The organism is Bradyrhizobium sp. UFLA05-109 (assembly GCF_054185165.1).
The window spans coordinates 1-18,069 of record NZ_JBBIAR010000116.1 but is presented as its reverse complement, the minus strand read 5'-3'; the positions used below and the strand labels follow the sequence as shown (position 1 = coordinate 18,069).

Here is an 18,069-nt window from a genome sequence, read left to right as displayed (position 1 = left end):
AGGAACATCAGTCAAATATCGCGGCTCTCAGCTATAGTGCAAGGCGCGGCTTGCCGCGGCCGTCGGCGGCTCTGCCTATCCGTAACCGCCCATCATCCTCGATGGTGTCGAGAGTGGCGACCCGATCTTAGCTGCTCTCACCGTCGGTGATCCCGACGTGGCGCGGCATGGCAGGGCCTCCGGGCCAAGAGTTGCGCGGGCGTGATCGGGGCGCGCTCTGGCCTCCTATCCAACAACAGGAGGTCTAAATGCCTAAACTCCGTTTCGGTCACGCGCCCGGACAGGTCCGGGACACGGCATGTGATGCATTCTGGGCTTGGCTTGAGTAGGACGGTAGCTTGCCGGAACCAACGGTCGAGTACGAGATCGCCTACGTGCCGCGACAAATCTCGATCTCGCGCGCGTGTGGCCTGGTCTGGAATTGCACCGATATCGTGCCGGGCGATCTGTTCGATCAGTTGCAAGACGCTGCCAGCACCTACGAGCCAGCAATTAAGATGCGGACCTACGCCGCCTGCGCGCGCTATATCCTTGGGAACATCAAGGCGTTTGCGACAACCGCTTAAAGGCTCTCTGCGCTCGCAAAAAGAGCCGGGCGGGCGCTGATAGATCGCTCGCCCGGCATCAACCTGTCCGCGCGGTTCCCATCGCCGCGCGATCCCGGCCTGACGCCGTTCCGGAATTTCCGGTGGTCGCGCGCGGGCTCGCCGAAGGTTCAAGGACACACCCGCGCAGACCACCGACGAGGCCGAGACGATGCGGCTTAGAACGACATCGCTCCAGGCCCGCTCTCGTGCAGCTCGAGCCAACCGCGCTCGACCGCTAGTTTGATTCCGGCGCCGAACTCCGGGCCGGTGGCCTTCAGCGAGTAAAGGAATGGCGCGCTGATCTTCTTGGATTGCGCCCATCCTGCACGGGCTCGATGCCGGCGGCGACCGGAGTCGGAATCCGCTGCGGAGGGCGGCGGCAAGGCCGCAGCGCAGCCAAGCGCTTTTCCGGCCCTTGTGCTACAGACAGCGGCCTAGAGTTCGGGCGCATCAGTGGCCTTCCCCGGAGCCCCGTAGGATCGGGACACAACGGAGGACACACGAAACAAAGACCATTGTTTTCATTTAGAAAATTACCGTCCCGCGTCCCCCGCAAGGAGAGAAGGAAAAAGGGCAGCGATCTCTCTCAAATCACTTCTGCGGAGGTCTGAGATCGAGCGACGTCAGCTCGATCTGCGGCCGTGCGGCTGGGCTGATCCCGGGTCTGGCCGTGAGCTCTCCATGCGGCCGAGCGCTACCTGCGGCCTTACGCGCATCCGCTGTGTATTCAGCGAAGGCGGACTTTTGGCGTGGCAACCTGTCACTCGGGCAGGCCTTCAATCGCAACGATTCGAAATTTGGCGCCGCTCTGTCGAACTTTTGCGGCCGATTGGTTTTCGGGTGACTCGTACCAGCTGCGAACTGCATCCAGGCTTGGGAATTGCAGAATAGCCATACAACACGGCGCGGAGCCTGCTCCCTCCAGAAGGAGATTATTCTGGCTGCGAGCCAGGTAGCGCCCGCCGTACCTCGGCAAGATTTCCCGCGCGAGCTTTGCGTACTCGTTCTGGATCGATTCGCTTGCAGTGGTCTCAGTTCGCTCAATAATGACAAAGGCCGGATGCTGCTGCTCTGCAATCGACACGGTGCCAAGGCAAGTAAACCCGAGAACAAGCAGAAATCCGATCCACCGCATGGAACTTGCTCCGAAGATTTCGGCCTACCCGTGGTTGCTTATCTGTCGGTCTGGGTTGCGATGCGCCAGTAGCATCGCAACTGCGCTAACGAAGTCGTGACCGGGATATCAGGATGACGGCAAGTAATTGCACTGATCGGCAAGGGACCACCCATCGTTCCCACACGGAGCGCCAATACAACGCCATTCCGACAGTGTCTGACTTCCAAGCTGAGTTATATGGATCCGCAGGCCTAGGCCTAGTGGTGCTGCACGCCTCGATCCCGGCTGGCCATCGTGCCCGGCTGATGCCGGCCAAATACTGCGGCCGTATTCAAAGGGCCCCGTCAGCGAAGTGGCGACGCCCCTCGTTGAGGTCCGCTTAGTGGGGATAGCCGAAGACCCAAAACAGAAGTCCACGTCTACGAACCCACCCGAGGCAGTAGACAGGCAAACACCGTTAGTTACCGTCCGCTGCGCCTAGGCTTGGGATAGCCGGATCATTCATCCACGTACTCTTCAAGCCTTCGCCGCGGACATCACAGCGAGCAGCGAACGTACTGCATTTCCACTGGCACTGGCGCTTTGGAGCTAAGTGTAAACTTATTCTCCCCCGAGATTTTCAAGTCGAATGTTACGTCCGAAACCGCTACGCCGTCCGAGCACGCCGCTGTCACCTGCACATTAGTCCCATCATCGTGCAACGATTTAACAGTACATTTTTGAAATGTGCCGGTTATTTGCCTTCCCTGAACGATCACTCCGCCCGCGTGGAGATCAGCATCTTGCTTGAACGCAAGCGTGTTATTCTCTTTGGTAAAGATTTGATCGCAGGCCGAGGCGTCGATCGTCCAGGCTCCGTTCAGATCCGCAGCCTGTGTCGGGGCCGATTGCGTAACGAGAAGTACTAATAGCACCGAGGGATTGAAGGTTCTCATGAAACTCTCCGATTAAATGGTCAACTACCGGAGCCCGTTCGCGCGATTGGACGTAAAATCGTCGCTAAATCGATCTCTTCGACGCGGACACCGCGCGTCATCCCGAAAAAGTGGGACAGTGCCAGGACAATCATTTGTCGTGCGAACCACCGGTAAGGTTCAGGTGGCACCCACGTGCGGTTTGCAGAAGCTGGCTCGCCTTCAGAGAAAAGGGTTGCGCGGCTCCGCGAACGCTAGGTCGAGAGCTTATGCTTTTCAATGCCAGCACGGCGGCCGAGATCGCCCCCGCTTTCGACGAGGCAAACGAAAACATGTTGTAGGTCTGGCTTTTTGGCTCGAGGACTCGAGCCGAGTGTTGGGGTTGGCAGCGCTGGATGGCCGAACGTCGCCCCGTCGAAATCACCTTCGACGCCGAACAAGAAGTGTCCGGCCTGAAAATTGTAGCCCGCTTGAATGCCAGCAATAAACTCAGTGAGGCCACCGTAAAAATTGTTGCCGGGAACGTCCAGGTTGCCGCTGGTCCACGCGCCACCGAAATTTGCGCCGACATATGCCTGGCCGCAGAGACGGCCCAGCAGACGCTTCTATTTCGTGAACATTGGCCTTGAGGGCGCCGTTGGCGGCGTTGCCGCTGCAGGCGAAATATTGAACGTCAGCCAGAGGTTCCAGCCCGCGGGCCGACTGGCATTGGCGAATTCGCCGTAGGCCTTCAGGTTGAGATAGCCCTGCAGCTTGTCTGCGAGCGGAAAGATGTAACCAACCTGCGGTCCGATGCCCTGCACCCGCGACCGGAAGCAGCCGACGCGATCACCGGAGCCGCTGTCGCAGCCGATCTCCTGATAGAGATAACCCACCAGGCCGACCTGCCACTGCTTGGTCAGGAATTGCGACGCGCCCCAGTCGAGGTGCATGTCCACCCCGCTTTGGTATTGGGTGGCCGGGTTTTTGAAGTTGTATGTGAATCCGAGCACCGCCGAAAATTCGTGCCCGGTCTGTTGGTTCAAATAGGTGTAGCCGCCGCCGGCGTCGACCGCCCAATGCCCGATCCCTATGTTGGCAAGACGGGCTGAATCGTACATCCCGACCGGGACGTCCCCGGTGATGTAGGTCATATAGTTGTTAACACCGGCATTCCAGCGCAGCGCGAACTGTGGGTACACATCACCAAATCCCATAATCGAGCTGTTGATACTGTCGGAGCGCGAGAAAGGAAATGTGGTGCCGCCCGGACCCGTCACCGTTCCGGTGAGGGTTCCCGCCAGCGACGTGCTGTTGGCGCCGTAGGCTGCAAGAAAGCCGGCAGAGGCCTGACCGCCGAACACCGGCGTTTCGAAGGCGTAGTTCGCAATCAAAAAGCCAATATCCAGATTGGCATGGACGTTGGCGTTCGCGGTGGCCGTGACATTCGCCGGGATATTACCGATGGTGATCTCACGGGCCCGCGCGACGTCGCCAGCGGCGGAAACCGAGTCATGCCAATAGATGGTGGTCGCCGACCACCCCGGCGCCTGCTGGGGCACAGCCGCGAGACTGCCATAGAGGCCGGGCACCCAAAAGCTGACGCCGCCTTCGTCGGCGCGCGCCATTTGAGTGGGAAGCGACAGCAGAGCGGCAAACGATCCGATGCAGAAAAGACGCAGTGCTGACCTCGATCCAAGATCACACATTGTGTCAGTCCCCCTAATCTTCTAGGTCTTAATTCTCCCCAATCCCCCAAAATATGCCCACGACGCCAACATAGTCCGGCACGGGGGGGCTCCGTCTATGCCGAATCGGCAAGCCTGCGGGCCTCCTGCTGTTTGTTCGAGACCGTGTCTCGGGTGTCACAGTTGCCGCGCACAACCCACTGCGGTTTTCCAACAGCGCCGCACGACCGTTGTAAAGGTCGAGAGGCCATGGTGCGAAGTGTTGTTGAATGAGGGCTGAGCAAGGCAGCTGCCAAGCGTGCAGTGACACTGCCGACGAAATCAGCGGGCGACAATTGTGGATCATTCTGGTGGGCGCGCCACCGCCTCCGTGGTGCTGGCCTATGTTTAGCTGCCGACCTAAGCGAACGGAACCACCACTCACGATGCCGCCTCCCATGATGATAGCCCTAAAGGATCAAGTCTGGCGGCATCAGCAGTGCAGTCAGCCAATAGTCACGTATCAATGGCTATTGTTTCAAACGTGCGCGGAGTTCGTCGGTTAGACGAGCCAGGTTGCGGTCGTTCGGCGCGAGATGGGAGAGGCGCTCGAGATAGTCGAGTGCGGTACCTAGATCTCCGGAGTCGCGGCTGAAGGTTGCCAGCGCCAACAGGGTATCGCGATCTTCGGGATGCCGGGCCAGGTTTTCCTTCAGAACCTTCATCGACTCATTGATGCGGCCCGATGAATGCAGCGCCACGCCATAAACATAGGCGTAGCGCGCCCGCTCAGGTTCCAGCTCGGTCGCGTCGCGGAATTCGCCGATTGCATCATCCGGTAACTTCTGTCGCGTCAGGGTGAGCCCGAGCGCATGGTGCAGTCCTGCGTCCCGGGGGGACGATACGATGGCTATCCTCAGCACGCTCGCTCCGTCGCCCTCACGGCCAAGTCGTCGGTACAAATCTGCGAGATTGATCGCCGCAGGCGCATATTGCGCGCTGAGGCGCAGTGCGCTCTTATATTCGCTCTCTGCGTCAGTGGTGAGTCCGCGACTGACGAAGAAGTTTCCGAGCGCTGAGCGAGCTTCAGGTCGATCAGCGTTGAAACGTTGCGCGGCGATGAACTCGGCTGTTGCCGTCTCGTAAGCCGCACGATCGGAGATGGGCTGGTTGGCAGCGGGCACCGCAGCCAGCACCGACACTGCTCTGATACGAACGCTAAGGCTTGAATCGGAGAGCAGGGGTGAGACCAGGGGCCAGAGCCGGTCGCCTGGAAGGCCGTCGAGCATCTCGAGGGCACCAATCCGAACCATCGGATCAGGATCGGCCAAGCCCTTGCGGGCAAGCTCGATATTAGCGGGCGAGACCCGGGATCGAAGTTCGCTCAGAGCGCTCGCTCGCGCGATCGCCGGCATTGTGGGGCTAGCTGCAACGACGGCCAGCAGAGCGGCCGCGTCGCTACGATCAGCCCAAGAAGCCTGGAAAGCCTCAGCGTAATTCTGGAAACCTTTTCGGACCGGCCCGTGCCAGCGCTCGACTGCATCGGTCGCCCATTGTGCGGATTTGTCGACGTGACAATTGTTGCAGGCGTTCGGCGTGCCAAGTTTCACGGAAAGATCCGGCCTGGGAATTCGAAGGCTGTGATCATGCCGCTTGTCAACCACCATATAGGTGCTGACCGGCATATGGCAGGACGCACAAGTGACTTTTGGTGTCACGTCACTGTGGTGGGTATGGGATGCAACCTCATAGCTGTCTGAAGCGTGGCACTGCAAGCACAGGCCATCGTCGGACGCGCGCAATTTGGCGGCGTGCGGCTCGTGGCAATCGCTGCAAGTGACGCCTGCTGCAAACATCTTGCTCTGCTTGAACGAGCCGTAGTTGTAGACTTCGTCGAGCATCTGCCCGTCGGCGTGATAGAGGCCGCGGGCTAGATTGGAGACCTGGTGCGTGTCGGACAACGGCCGCCCAGGTGTCCAGTCCTCGGAAAATTGTGCTCGTCGCGCATGACACAAGCCGCAGGTCTCGACTTCCCGGCGTATCGCAGCAGGGGAGAGGTTGCGTTGCGGATTGCCGGTCTTGGGATCGCGGTTCCAAATCACGCCGTCCCGCTCGTCGAGAAACACGGCAAGTCCCTTCAGAGGGGCGTTATCCCGTCCGAATGGCCACCAGCTCCGCTGACTGTATGCCCAGTTGACGTGTCGTGAGCCCTTGCCGTGGCACGCCTCGCAGCCGACGCTGATCTCCGCCCAGTTGGTGTGGAAACGGTCGTTGGCCACGTCGTAGTTCTTTTGCACACCCGTCGAATGGCACTCGGCGCACATGAAATTCCAGTTTTGATTGAGCTTGGTCCAATGCAACACGTCGTCGTGCTTGATCGCTTCATTTGGATAGAGATGAAACCAGCGTTGGCCGCCCTGGTCCTTCGGCCGGTTGTCCCAGGCGATTGAAAGCGCCTGTATTCGGCCATCCGGAAATTCGATCAGATATTGCTGCAGGGGGGCGATTCCGAAGGTATATTTCGCCTCGAAGGTCGCAAGCTTGCCGTCGGCGCCGTCGGTTTCGACGAAGAATTTGTTCCCCGTTTTGAAGAAGCGGGAATGGACGCCGTAGTAGTCAAAGCTCGCATCGTTGAAGTCGCCGAGCACGGAGGCGGCACTGGCGTGCTGCATGGCGTGCCGGTGCTGGGACCCGGCCCACAACGCAGCTTCAGTCTTGTGACATGCGCCGCAGGCTTCGCTGCCGACGAAGGCGGGAGCAGTGGCCGCACTCGTGCGATGTAGTGTCTCGGGCAAGCCGGCTCTTTCCTCGCGGAGGAGGTAGATGCCCAGGCTACCTATCGCGATCGCTGCAATTGACGCAAACACTGCGATCCGCAGCTTCAATGTCCGAGAGCGATCGGGGGGAGCGCTGACAGCTTCGTTCCGAGCGTCCGCGGCTGGCCTCGATGGGGCGGCGCGCTTTGACAGCGCGTCGCTGTTGCCGGTTCGTCCCTTCTTGCGCGCCACTGGCCCTACTCGCTAGACGCCGACCCCTTTTAAAAGGGAGATTGATCAAAGGATTTGGTGCGGGCTATGCAAATTCGGCAATTCCGAGCATTCCGGTCAGAAGTCTCCATGTCCTGCGGTGCCGAGGTGAATATGACGCGTGCCAAGCGATCCTCATCTCACCACCCGTCGCCATAACCTTGATAGCAGCTGTTCACCCAGCCGTAGCCGTCCCAAAATAGACATTGGTCATAACCCGTATACGAATAGTCCCAGGTTCCGGCAGCGATACCCGCACCGACGCCGGCTGCAACAGGCCAGCCCCATCCGCCCCCACGCCAGCCCGGCCGCCATCCAGCCCAGCCGCCGCCCCAACCCGGGCGGCCCCAGCCTGGTCGCGCTACGACAGCGCCTCCTCGAAAGCCGCCAACAGCCATGGCGCTGGCTCCCCGCATAGCCAGCGCCCCTAAATCCGCCGCCGAAACCTCCTCCCGCAAAGCCTCCGCCATGAAACCCGCCTCCGCCAAAGCCTCCTCTCGCTGCTGCGGGATCTGGAGCCAGCGCCAGCATTGATGCAACGATCGCCGTACCGCTTAAGATTGCCAATCTGCTGTTGCGCATTGCATGCCTCCGTTTGGTTTCGGGAATCGCCAGCCGAGACGGTGTGATCCGCCATGTTCACGTGCATTTACACGAGGCCGGTGCTCGACACGCGATGATCGGCGCTATCGAACTTTGCTGTTTCTCTTCCATTGATGGAGGTCGCCAAGTTTGGCGGAAGCGCGCTGAGCACGCTATGCAGTTTCGCCTGGTAGAGACTGATCGACGCGCGCGACGATTGCATCACGGAAACAGACGCATTGGACTAGCGGTGACGAGAGCTGATTTGATCCTGATTATCAGTCATCTCGGTTCTTTGCTCGGCGTTGTTGATCGAGTTGGGGTTCAATCGCACAGCCCTTCATCCTTGAGCATGTGGGGAGCAAAGCGCTTTAAGACCACTCGCAGGGCAACCCTAACGTGACTTCGGCGGTTGGACGGCGCGCGAGTTTTGAAGTTTGTGCTCGGCTCGTGGCGGTTCGCTAGGCGCGGCCCCGGCGCGATGCAGGGAGCGCTATTTCAGTTGCTCCACCTTCGCTGCCATGTCGGGGTAGCGACTAATCCTGTACGTGGCGTTGCTGCATTGCAAAACCCAAACCTCGTAGTCCGGCTTTGATCGCTTCGCGTCTCGTATCGCGCGCTTGGGTTGTTCGCACGCAACGCCTTGAGTCCGGATCTGTGCCGCCAGCATGTCCTTGACTGTATTTCCAGCGGCCCATGCGACTGGTCCGAAAGGTCCACCGCCTTGAGGTATGCCATCGACGATCAAAAGGATTGCAATCAGGAAATGCCGACGCGCCATCATCTCAAGTCCTTGTTTCGGGACGGCTTCTGCTAAACATCCGGGTCGAAGGTTGGCCGAAACTCCCTGTTCGAGCTATGCATGTTCGGCAAGATTTCTTGATCTCGGTGTGTCAGGCTGATGTCTAAGAAAATGCGGGTACTGCGGACCCAAAACTTCACCATACCGGCGGCCGAACGGTTGGCTCAACATCTGCGGAAGAAGGAAGACCGGGAGCGGGCGGTTGCGGCTGGCCGGCAGGCGGCAGCAGTTCTCCCCAGTTTGTCCGTGCCCGCATCTGCTCGCGCGTCGCGGCGGTGACGAAATAGCTGTCTTCCCGGATCTGCCATCCACCCCCAAGCGCCCGATAGATGGCGGTCGCACCGAGTGCGACATTGGCCGAGGCTGTCGCCACATTGCTCTCCGCCTGAAACAGATTCTGCTCGGCAGTCAGAACGGTCGTGAAATCTGTCGCCCCTTGCTCGTACTGTACCGTCCCAATTCGCAAGGCGCCGCACGCAGCTTTCGGCGCTCCTGCGAGGCGGCCGGGCAATTGCCCCAAGCTGACAATTCCAATCACTGCCACCGCGATGAGAACGGCAAACACCGTAAATGCATCCAAGACGCCAAACATGGCGTTTAGCGTCGGACCACCTTCTCGCGCGACACGGTCACAAGCTGACGAACACCGTTGCCTTTCCTCCGCGGGCGGGGGAGGGCGGTTCGGAACGACATGAACAAGCCCCCTCGAAACGTCCTCGCGGAGGTTGCACTACTGCTCGAACGGGAACACTCGCTTCCAGTCGTTCTTCATGCTGATGACAGTCCAGCCGTCCTTCTTCGCCTCCTCGTAGAGTGCGGCAGTGAAAATGCCGACCTTGCTGTCTGGCAGACCTTGCGCCGGGCCGTAGGCGTACTCGCGGTCGGCATCGTCATGCAGCACCAGCATCGTTAGCCGCGCGCCGGCACCGGCACCGGTCCACTCAAGCATTTCGCGATCACCCGTCGAGTTGCCGAACGCGGCATAGGGCCGACGGCCAATCATGAGGTGAATCCCCTCTGGCTTGCCTGCGTTGTCGTCGTTCAGGACGAGCTTGGGCTCCTTGGTCAGGAACGGTTTGCCGTCCTTGTCGTAGCCATATTTCGTTCCGCCCGCAGTCCCGACCACCTGCTCGGGCGGGATGCCATAGACTTGCTGGGCGTAGACGCGTACGAAGTCTTGCCCGCCGCCGGTCACGATATAGGTCTTGTAGCCGTTGTCGCGCAGCAATCGGAGTACTTCGAGCATCGGTTGATAAACGAGCTCGGTATAGGGGCGTTTCCAGCGCGAATGCCTCGCGGTTTCGATCCACCTCTTCGCTTCGGCGTTGAATTCGTCGACCGACATGCCGGTCAGCGTCGCAGCCAGGATTTCCTCGAGGTCCCGCAAGGAAAGCTTGGCGATCGCCTCCCGATCGCCCGACAGAACGGTCTTGAACGGTGCGACGTCCTTCAGCTCCGGCTTCCTTTCGACCACCCCCGGGACACGCTCCAGACAGTACAGCACTTGCGTGTACATGGGATGCTCGACCCAGAGCGTGCCGTCCTGGTCGAACACCGCAATGCGGTCATCCGGCGGCACGAAGTTCGAGTTGGCCTGATCAGTGGTGGTGCGCACGAAGTTGAGGATCGCCTGTTTCGCCGCGCCATCATTCCAGGAAGGCAATGGGCTTCCGGACGGGGTTGTCTGCGCCGATGCCGGAACCGTCAGGAGCGGTCCGGATAAGGCGGGCAACATCGTCAAGATCGAAACCAGAACGCGACGGTTCGTGCGATAGTGCAGGAGCGAGAGCAAGGCCACCTCCTAATTCGTCGATGGTGGAAGCCTCAGCTTCTCCATCGCCTGCTCGACCGAGAAGCTGCCGGGCCGCTGGCGCGGGGGGAATTCGCGGAAGCTTGCGATATGTTGCGCCACGATCGCCTGCGCCGGCACAAGCAGGAAGGCGTGTTCAATGAACCATCGCACGTAGTCGCCCGATTCGTGCTGCGACCGCTCGAAAGGATCGGATCGCAGGTTAAGCAATCTGGGTAACCTCAGCTGCTGCAGAGGCTCCGCCCAGACATCGAGACCGTGGGCACGCTGCTCCAAAAAAACAGCCTTCCACTGATCGTAGCGCAAGCCGGCCAGGTTGCCGTCGTCGGTCCAGTAGAAGAACTCGCGGCGCTTGTCCGCCCCCTTGCCGGCGAGGAGATCGCGCTGGTCGTATCCATCGAGGTGAACCTTGAAATTTCTGCCCGCCGCGTCATAGCCCTGCAACAGCTTGTTCTTGATATCGGGTTCGCCGGCTGCGGCGACCAGCGTGGTTGCCCAATCCTCGGCGGAAAAGATATCGTTGATCTCGCTGCGGGGAGAGACCAGTCCGGGCCAGCGTACCATCGCCGGCACGCGATAGCCGCCTTCCCAATTGGTGTTCTTCTCACCCCGAAAGGGGGTTGTGCCGCCGTCGGGCCAGGAGAATGTTTCGGCGCCGTTGTCGGTTGTGTAAATCACGATCGTGTTGTTGGCGATGCCGAGGTCATCGAGCTTCTTCAATAGCTGTCCGACCTGCCCGTCGTGCTCGACCATGCCATCCGGATAGAGGCCAAGCCCTGTCTTGTCTTGTGACTCAGGCTTGAGGCGGGTCCAGATGTGCATCCGGCTCGGATTGAACCAGACGAAGAACGGCTTATTCTCGCGGTTGGCACGTTCGATGAAATCTGTCGAGGCTTTGAGGAACTCCTCGTCGACTGTTTCCATGCGCTTCTTGGTGAGTGGCCCGGTGTCTTCGCACTTTTGTTTGCCCCAGGGACCAAAGCGCGGATCGTCACCAGGCGCGTCGGTCGAGGTTGCGACACATTTCAGGACCCCGCGCGGACCGAACTGTGCCCTGAACGCTGGATTTTTCGGATAGTCTGTGTGCTCCGGTTCGTCCTCGGCATTGAGATGGTAGAGATTGCCGAAAAACTCATCGAAGCCGTGTACAGTCGGCAGGAATTCGTTGCGATCGCCGAGATGGTTTTTGCCGAATTGTCCGGTTGAATAGCCCTGGGGCTTCAGTAGTTCGGCAATTGTCGGATCCTTGTCGGATAATCCCTCCTTTGCCGCTGGCAGGCCAACCTTCAAAAGTCCCGTGCGCAGCGGGCTTTGTCCAGTAATGAATGCGGCGCGCCCCGCAGTGCAGGATTGCTGACCATAATAGTCGGTGAAGATCGCGCCCTCATTGGCGATACGATCGATGTTGGGCGTGCGATAGCCCATCTGTCCCCGGTTGTAGGCGCTGATGTTCCAGTACCCGATATCGTCGGCCATGATGACGAGGATATTAGGCTTCTGCGGCTGCTGTGCTGATGTCGGTGCAGCGATTGTCGTTGCAGCTGCGAGTACCGCGAGCAGCCCGAGAGCCGTGTTTTTCAGATTGTACATGATCAATCCTCCAAACCCGGCTCGGGACCGGCTCAGCTGATCTGCGAGCTCTGTTCGATCCGTGATCCAGTTCCGTGATCCAGTAGAGCTCGCATCACCCGTGTTGGAAAGCTTCGTCACTTCATCGGTGGCGGGCGGACGCCCCCGTGGGGCGCCCGCCCGTTCATATGACCCTTGCTTCATGCACCTAGTCACTCGCTGAACGGGAATTGGCCTTTTTGACCTCTTCCAGGACTCCGCTGAGGTTGTAGCTTTCAGGCGCCTGCAGTGGCGGGTACTTCTCGTACGTTGTCAGATGCTGCAGCCAAAGCTGTTGGCCGATAGGCAGGAGGTTCCAGTCGTACAGAAAAGCAGTCGTCGGGCCGCCGAGCGCTCCTCCGATGCTCAGGGCCGTCTTTTGGTCGATGCCGACCGCCTGCTCGAAGGGATCACGTTTGATGTTCTGGACGAGCGTGAAGTGGAACGGGACGAGCGGCATGATCCAGCCGGCCGGCCCGGGCTGCGACATCGTGTAGTACATCTTCCAGTTCTTGTAGCGCACCGCCGACGGCGTTGCGCCCGAGAAATAGAAGAAGTGATCGCGGGCCGACTTTTCGGACTTGCCTTCGAGATAGTCGCGCTGGTCGAAGCCATCGAGGGTCGTCTTGACGATACCGGGGTACTTCCCTGCCTCGATCTGCTGCTTCAACTCGTCGCCCTTGGGGCCGCCGGCGATATCGACGAGCGTGGGCACCCAGTCCAGCGCGGCGAACAGTTGGTTCTTCACCGTGCCCGGCTTGATATGCCCTGGCCAGCGGATCACCATCGGGGCGCGGTAGCCGCCTTCCCAGGCCTCGCCCTTCTGGCCTTTGAACGGTGTCACGCCGCCGTCCGGGAAGGTGATCGCCTCGGCGCCGTTGTCGGTGGTGAACACGACGATCGTATTGTCGGTCTGCCCCATGTCGTCAAGCTTCTTCAGGACAAGCCCGATGTTGTCATCGAGTTGCTTCATGCCAGCTTCTTGGAGTCCCCAATCCTTCCCGCCCTGCTCGCCCATCATGGCCTCGTACTTCGGCGGCAACACGGTCGTGACGTGCATGCGCGCCGGGTTGTACCAGACGAAGAAGGGTTTGTTGGTTTTCTTCGGGTCATTGCGATCAAGGAAGTCGATGACCTTGGTCGAGATCTCCTCGTCGACTGTCTTGGAGCGCTCCAGCGTCAGCGGTCCTTCGTCACTGCACATTTGGTTCTTGCCAGTGCCGTCCGAGGATTTGCATGACAGCATATTGCGCGGAGGCGTCAAACAGACCGTAGTCTTGGCGTCCACCGCGCCAGGCACTTCCGGCACGCCGGGGATCGGCGTGTTCTTGCACGGCGGCGCAACGGTCTGCTGGAGCGGAGTCTTGTTGATGTCGGGAAAGCTCACCCCCTGCATCGCATCGAGGTGATAGAGGTAGCCCCAGTATTCCTGGAAGCCGTGCGCGGTCGGCAGAGCCTCGGTGTGGTCGCCGAGGTGGTTCTTGCCGAACTCACCCGTGTTGTAGCCGAGATCGAGCAGGAATTGGGCGAGCGCCGGCGTGCCGGGCCGCAGGTAGGACGGGCTCCCCGGGAGCTGCGGCGGGATCATGCCGGTGCGCAGCGGATACATGCCGGTGAAGAACGCGTTGCGACCGGAGGTGCAGCTCTGCATGGCGACGTAATCCACGAACATCGCGCCTTCATTTCCGATGCGATCGATGTTCGGCGTCTCGCCAACCATCAACCCGCGGTGATAGATGCTCGGCTGCATCCATCCGATGTCGTCGCCCATGATGAAGAGGATGTTGGGCTTTTGTCCCTGCTGGGCGGAGGCAGGAATGCTCGCTATTGTCGTGGTGGTACACAACACGGCAAGAGCGCCCCAGATTGTTCTGAACATGCTCATGGTTGCTTCCCTTGATATCGGCTGCCTAAGCCCGGGCCGCAGCCTTCGCCCACCTCCACCCGTCGACCGAGCCTTTGCTCCTTATCCATACGGGATCGTGCCCCGCGTTTTCGGTCGACGCTCTCGCGACTGGAAAATTCGCCGAAGTGCCGTGGTTGCGCTATGCGATTTCGGCAGCTCGCGCTTAACTTTGCGGAGCCTGTTGCAGTGTGGCCGAAGGTGATTCACCGAAGGTGATGCGATACGTCACCGCGAACCGCCCAAGCTCGAGGAACTGATGATTTCGGGCGACTTCCGACACGCTCGTTGTCGAAGGATCGGCACGTCGCAGCGCGGCGCGAGCCTTGTTCAATCGTCGCAATAAGAGATATCGCATGGGGCTTACGCCAAAAAATTCAGTGCAGCACATGCGCAGTGTTCGCTCTGGCACGCCGATCTCTGTACAAAGCGCGGACATGCTTAGCTTTTGGTCGATGCGTTTGCTTATCGCTTCTTCGAAACGAACGATCACCGCGCCGTGATGGAGTCTAGTCTTGGGATTGTCGCCCGTCTCGTTGGCGGCCAGGCAATTGATCGTCGCGTGAAGTAGTTCCCGCTCCAGCGCTCTTGCGGCCTCGGTAGTCAGTTTGCGCCTTTCCGCAAGGCGGCAGGCTTTCGCGAAAAGACGCTGGAATCTCAATGCCTCCGCCTGCGCCGGGCGGAGTATCTTGCTTGTGCGCGGCGGCGCAATCGTCCGACCCGTCAATGCCTTGCTGCAACTCTCAAGTAGCCCAGGCGATAGCGCCATCAAACCCCATTGGCATGCGCCGTTGGATTGTTGATGCGTGGGTTGGCCACGACCGTGCAAAACCACGTCGCCGCTACGCAAAGTAAATCCGTCGGATATGAGAGACTGCGCACCCACTGGAAACGATAGGAACGTTCGCTCCGGGGGTAGCGAGACATAGGCAATGCGGGGAAGGTTCTCGCAACATAGACAGATTTCCAGATCCTTCAATTTCAGCCGTGTCAGCCGTGCCTTGAAATCGCCGGCACCTGTTATCGTGAGATTGATAAATGCATCGGCGAATCCGGCTGAGTAACTATCGGGATCGCCAAAGGTGAGTGTGCAAGTCTCTGCCATGTGTCCCGTCCTGTTGGACCGGCGGACAATTGTTGCGACCAGTTGAATTATTGGTCTCACCGCACGCAGCAGTATCAGGCAACTGGCCGCCTTCGGCTATGCAGGTTCGGAAGCTCGGTCCGGTGGGTGGAATGTGACGAATATGCAATTCCGGCATGCTGGCAGATGATCTCTCGTTAGGTGCTGCGCGCACGGGTACTTCCGTGATCGACAACACGCCCAGCCTCACACGTGATCGGACACGTGCTGGGCGGATAGGTTTCAGCCCGGCCGAAACAACGATATCCAGCCGCCCCAAGCTCGCTATGCATTTTCGGCACGAATTATTGGATCGTTTGGTTTGTCTTCAGATGAGTGGAGGTGCAAGCACAACGCCCGTGACAAATTTGAAGGAAGCAAGCAAAAAGAAGGCGCGAAACTGGTCGGAGATTAAAGCAAGAGTTGCAGCCATGTGCCGGGTTTATTGAGATGACGCGCGCTCCGCTGGTGTAACATTCGGTTTGCGCGCCATTGGCCCGCGCTGAGCAGCCGCATAAGCGGCCCCAGAATCCATTCTTCCTGGTCGTATCCCAGCGGGAGCGTCTGTGACAAAAGCGTGACAGTGAGGCGCGAAAAGTCCCGGATTCCGGAGAGCCCTTCTGGATAAGTCGATCTTTCCTATTGCCCCGTCGCAGAGTTCATCTTCCCCTCAGTCTGGGGAACGGGGGACATTGCGATGCATCGACGTACCGCTTGGCGGCTGCTTGTTCTTTTCATTGTTCTTGCAAGCACTCCGGTTAGTGCAGCGTGCATTGATCCCGCGCAGCTTGCACACTCGACCGTCAGCATCATGCGGTATTGGGATGACACGGAACGCGACGCGCATCCCAACGTGGTCGGCATCCGGGGCACTGGTTGGTTCCTGTCCCCGGCGACGATCGTCACCGCCGAACACGTCACCGGGGCGATGAAGCTCTCGACAGAGGATTGGAGGCCGCTCGAGATCAGGGACGAAGATGGCGCCCAGTTCATCGGGGCGCGCATCCAGCGCCTGGCGGGAGGTGCCGGAGAAAGACTGGCCGTGATCGAACTCCAACGGCCCGTTTCCACCGCGCGGAGCTTTGCGATCCGGACCAAGCCGCTCGTACCGGAAGAGCAGGTCATGACGTTCGCCTATCCGGCCGGCCGCCCGCACCTCGTAGAAGGGCGGTTCGTTCGATTGGGAGATGGTGGGAAGCTCGACAGCATGGCGCTCCTCGAAATTTATGAAGGCGAGAACCGCTTTGTCATCGATCACGGCGCTTCCGGAGCGCCGGTGGTCGATTGCGACGGCCGCGTCGCTGCGGTCATCAGCCATGTGTTCACGCAAACTTTGGTATGGGCGTCCCGCCAAATACGAATCTCTACAGCATGGGGAATGCCCAACGTCGCTTCTGTGCCCGCCCAGGCGCTCGATGAGGCGGCTCTCGCCGCTCCGGCGCTTGTTCCGCAGCAAGGGAAGGCGGACGATTGAGGCTGATCGCAGTCCGGTCCGACTACGGCATTTCCGGGGTCCCTGCATTTGGCTCAAGCGATCCGCAAGTGTGTGACTGCCAGCGATGCGGGACGATTGTGATGGACTTCCGGCGGCTCCGCGGGACGGCGCAGTGTATACGAGGGTGTTTCTCCGAACAGCAGATTGTAGGCACCCGAAAAACGCCCGAGTTCCCAAAAGCCGTGGTCAGTAACGATCTGCGTGACGGTCGCCTTCCACGGATCTGAACTCAGGAGCGCCCGCCGCACGAGGTGCATCCGGCGCAAGGTGAGATAGCGGATTGGGCCCATGCCGAGATGCTCTTCGCAGGAGGCGCGAAGCGATCGCTCGGCAACACCGATCGCCGCGCAAATTTCGGCGAGATAGAGCGGCCGGCTGGGATTTGCTTCCAAGAATTCTTCAAACCGCGCCACGATGGTCTCGTGGCGACGGCCCCCTGCGGTTGGCTCGACGGCAGCGCCTTCGGTGAGGCACCTTACCATGAGGTGAACGAGCTCATGCTCTAACGACCGAAGCACTTGCGGCAACTCAAGGATATGCGGATTATCATGGGCAAGCTGCCCGACGCTCTTATGCAACTTCAACAGTCGGACCGTCAGTGCAGAATGTGGGCGAACGACTTGCTTTTGCGGCGTTTTCGGAAACTCACGGCCGACTATCGTCTCAGCAGCAGCATCCAGATCATCAATCGGAAGAGACATTGCTCCGTAGTGAAGGTTAGCGTCGGATCGTTGATGTACGACGTCGGACCGGTTCACTACGATGTCGCCGGGCAAAATCTCGAGGCCACAGTGCAGGAATCGTGACGAACCGGGTTCGGAAAGAAAGCCGATCGATCTACGCCCGGGCTTGACCGCGACAGTATTGACCTGAGGAAGGGACACATGAATCCGATGAACCAGGAGCCTGTTCATACCGATCTGTGTGATCTCGGCATGGAAACGTCCCCTCACGGTCGGGATCAGTTCGAGTTGTGCAGACCGAATGACTGCGGAGCACGTCGACGGTTCGGTAAAATTAAATACTCTACTCCACGCCACTGCTATTCTCCCCTGAAAAAACAGAGGTTGTTATCTGTCCGACAAGACGCGCGCCAGCATCCGTGGAATCGGCTTCGGATCGCAAAAGCAGAGCAGGGTGGTCGCGGCGACACCCAAATGGGGGTTGTATTGTAGCCCTTCATACTTGTGATGCGTGCACCACTGTTGACATAAATCAATGCGGGAATTGTGACATGAACGGCGAGTTGCTGCGCAACGCAGTTAGCTCAACATCTTATGGGCGTTCGCGGCGTCTCAAACGGAAATCGCTTCGTGTCGACGACGCTCCAAGTGTTCCTAGCTGCGAGGTCGAACGCGACATCGAGCCGGCCTCCCGCGGTTCAAGGCGCATGATGCCGATGCGGGCGAATATCGTCGGGCCGCCTCGCTCTGCGACCAGAAACAGCGCCTCCATG

General features: G+C 59.6%; 15 protein-coding genes. 4 read left to right on the top strand and 11 right to left on the bottom strand.

The genetic code is table 11. The features are described 5' to 3' along the window. Nucleotides 1-338 precede the first annotated feature (338 nt). Entirely contained in the window at nucleotides 339-566 is a 228-nt protein-coding gene (locus Q3C01_RS43270; protein WP_458151432.1) for a hypothetical protein, read from the top strand. A gap of 781 nt (nucleotides 567-1,347) precedes the next feature. Here the strand turns inward: Q3C01_RS43270 and Q3C01_RS43265 are convergent. Continuing rightward, nucleotides 1,348-1,722, bottom strand: coding sequence for a DUF1330 domain-containing protein (locus Q3C01_RS43265; protein ID WP_458151431.1), 375 nt, complete (start codon nucleotides 1,720-1,722; stop codon nucleotides 1,348-1,350). 518 nt (nucleotides 1,723-2,240) lie between these two features. Beyond that, nucleotides 2,241-2,639 carry a hypothetical protein gene (locus Q3C01_RS43260; protein WP_458151430.1) on the bottom strand — a complete coding sequence of 133 codons (399 nt, stop codon included), beginning with the start codon at nucleotides 2,637-2,639 and terminating at the stop codon, nucleotides 2,241-2,243. A gap of 374 nt (nucleotides 2,640-3,013) precedes the next feature. Between Q3C01_RS43260 and Q3C01_RS43255 the strand changes: the two genes are divergently transcribed. Beyond that, the gene (locus Q3C01_RS43255) at nucleotides 3,014-3,247 is read left to right on the top strand and encodes a hypothetical protein (RefSeq protein WP_458151429.1); all 234 of its coding nucleotides are present in this window, start codon (nucleotides 3,014-3,016) and stop codon (nucleotides 3,245-3,247) included. Here the strand turns inward: Q3C01_RS43255 and Q3C01_RS43250 are convergent. From Q3C01_RS43250 to Q3C01_RS43215, 8 genes are all read right to left on the bottom strand, one after another. Further along, on the bottom strand, nucleotides 3,224-4,306 hold the full coding sequence (locus Q3C01_RS43250) for a SphA family protein (RefSeq protein WP_458151428.1): 1,083 nt from the start codon (nucleotides 4,304-4,306) through the stop codon (nucleotides 3,224-3,226). The genes Q3C01_RS43255 and Q3C01_RS43250 overlap by 24 nt on opposite strands. A 488-nt stretch (nucleotides 4,307-4,794) precedes the next feature. Beyond that, a complete protein-coding gene (locus Q3C01_RS43245; protein WP_458151434.1) occupies nucleotides 4,795-6,936 on the bottom strand; it encodes a multiheme c-type cytochrome in 2,142 nt (713 codons plus the stop codon). A gap of 1,429 nt (nucleotides 6,937-8,365) precedes the next feature. Then, a complete protein-coding gene (locus Q3C01_RS43240; protein ID WP_458151427.1) occupies nucleotides 8,366-8,656 on the bottom strand; it encodes a hypothetical protein in 291 nt (96 codons plus the stop codon). Between the two features lie 154 nt (nucleotides 8,657-8,810). Continuing rightward, on the bottom strand, nucleotides 8,811-9,266 hold the full coding sequence (locus tag Q3C01_RS43235) for a TolC family protein (RefSeq protein WP_458151426.1): 456 nt from the start codon (nucleotides 9,264-9,266) through the stop codon (nucleotides 8,811-8,813). Between the two features lie 138 nt (nucleotides 9,267-9,404). Further along, entirely contained in the window at nucleotides 9,405-10,337 is a 933-nt protein-coding gene (locus Q3C01_RS43230; RefSeq protein ID WP_458151425.1) for an HAD family hydrolase, read from the bottom strand. Between the two features lie 138 nt (nucleotides 10,338-10,475). Further along, the gene (locus Q3C01_RS43225) at nucleotides 10,476-12,074 is read right to left on the bottom strand and encodes an arylsulfatase (protein ID WP_458151424.1); all 1,599 of its coding nucleotides are present in this window, start codon (nucleotides 12,072-12,074) and stop codon (nucleotides 10,476-10,478) included. A 187-nt stretch (nucleotides 12,075-12,261) separates the two neighbouring features. After that, nucleotides 12,262-13,863: an arylsulfatase gene (locus Q3C01_RS43220; RefSeq protein WP_458151433.1), complete on the bottom strand. Its 1,602-nt coding sequence runs from the start codon at nucleotides 13,861-13,863 to the stop codon at nucleotides 12,262-12,264. Between the two features lie 298 nt (nucleotides 13,864-14,161). Beyond that, on the bottom strand, nucleotides 14,162-15,100 hold the full coding sequence (locus Q3C01_RS43215; protein WP_458151423.1) for a helix-turn-helix transcriptional regulator: 939 nt from the start codon (nucleotides 15,098-15,100) through the stop codon (nucleotides 14,162-14,164). Nucleotides 15,101-15,815: 715 nt separating this feature from the next. On the opposite strand from Q3C01_RS43215, the gene Q3C01_RS43210 reads away from it, so the two are divergent. Next, the gene (locus Q3C01_RS43210) at nucleotides 15,816-16,592 is read left to right on the top strand and encodes a S1 family peptidase (RefSeq protein ID WP_458151422.1); all 777 of its coding nucleotides are present in this window, start codon (nucleotides 15,816-15,818) and stop codon (nucleotides 16,590-16,592) included. A 53-nt stretch (nucleotides 16,593-16,645) separates the two neighbouring features. On the opposite strand, the gene Q3C01_RS43205 is transcribed toward Q3C01_RS43210, so the two are convergent. Then, the gene (locus Q3C01_RS43205; protein WP_458151421.1) at nucleotides 16,646-17,527 is read right to left on the bottom strand and encodes a helix-turn-helix domain-containing protein; all 882 of its coding nucleotides are present in this window, start codon (nucleotides 17,525-17,527) and stop codon (nucleotides 16,646-16,648) included. A 320-nt stretch (nucleotides 17,528-17,847) separates the two neighbouring features. On the opposite strand from Q3C01_RS43205, the gene Q3C01_RS43200 reads away from it, so the two are divergent. Next, a partial coding sequence (locus tag Q3C01_RS43200; RefSeq protein ID WP_458151420.1) for a hypothetical protein occupies nucleotides 17,848-18,069 on the top strand: 222 nt, incomplete at its 3' end.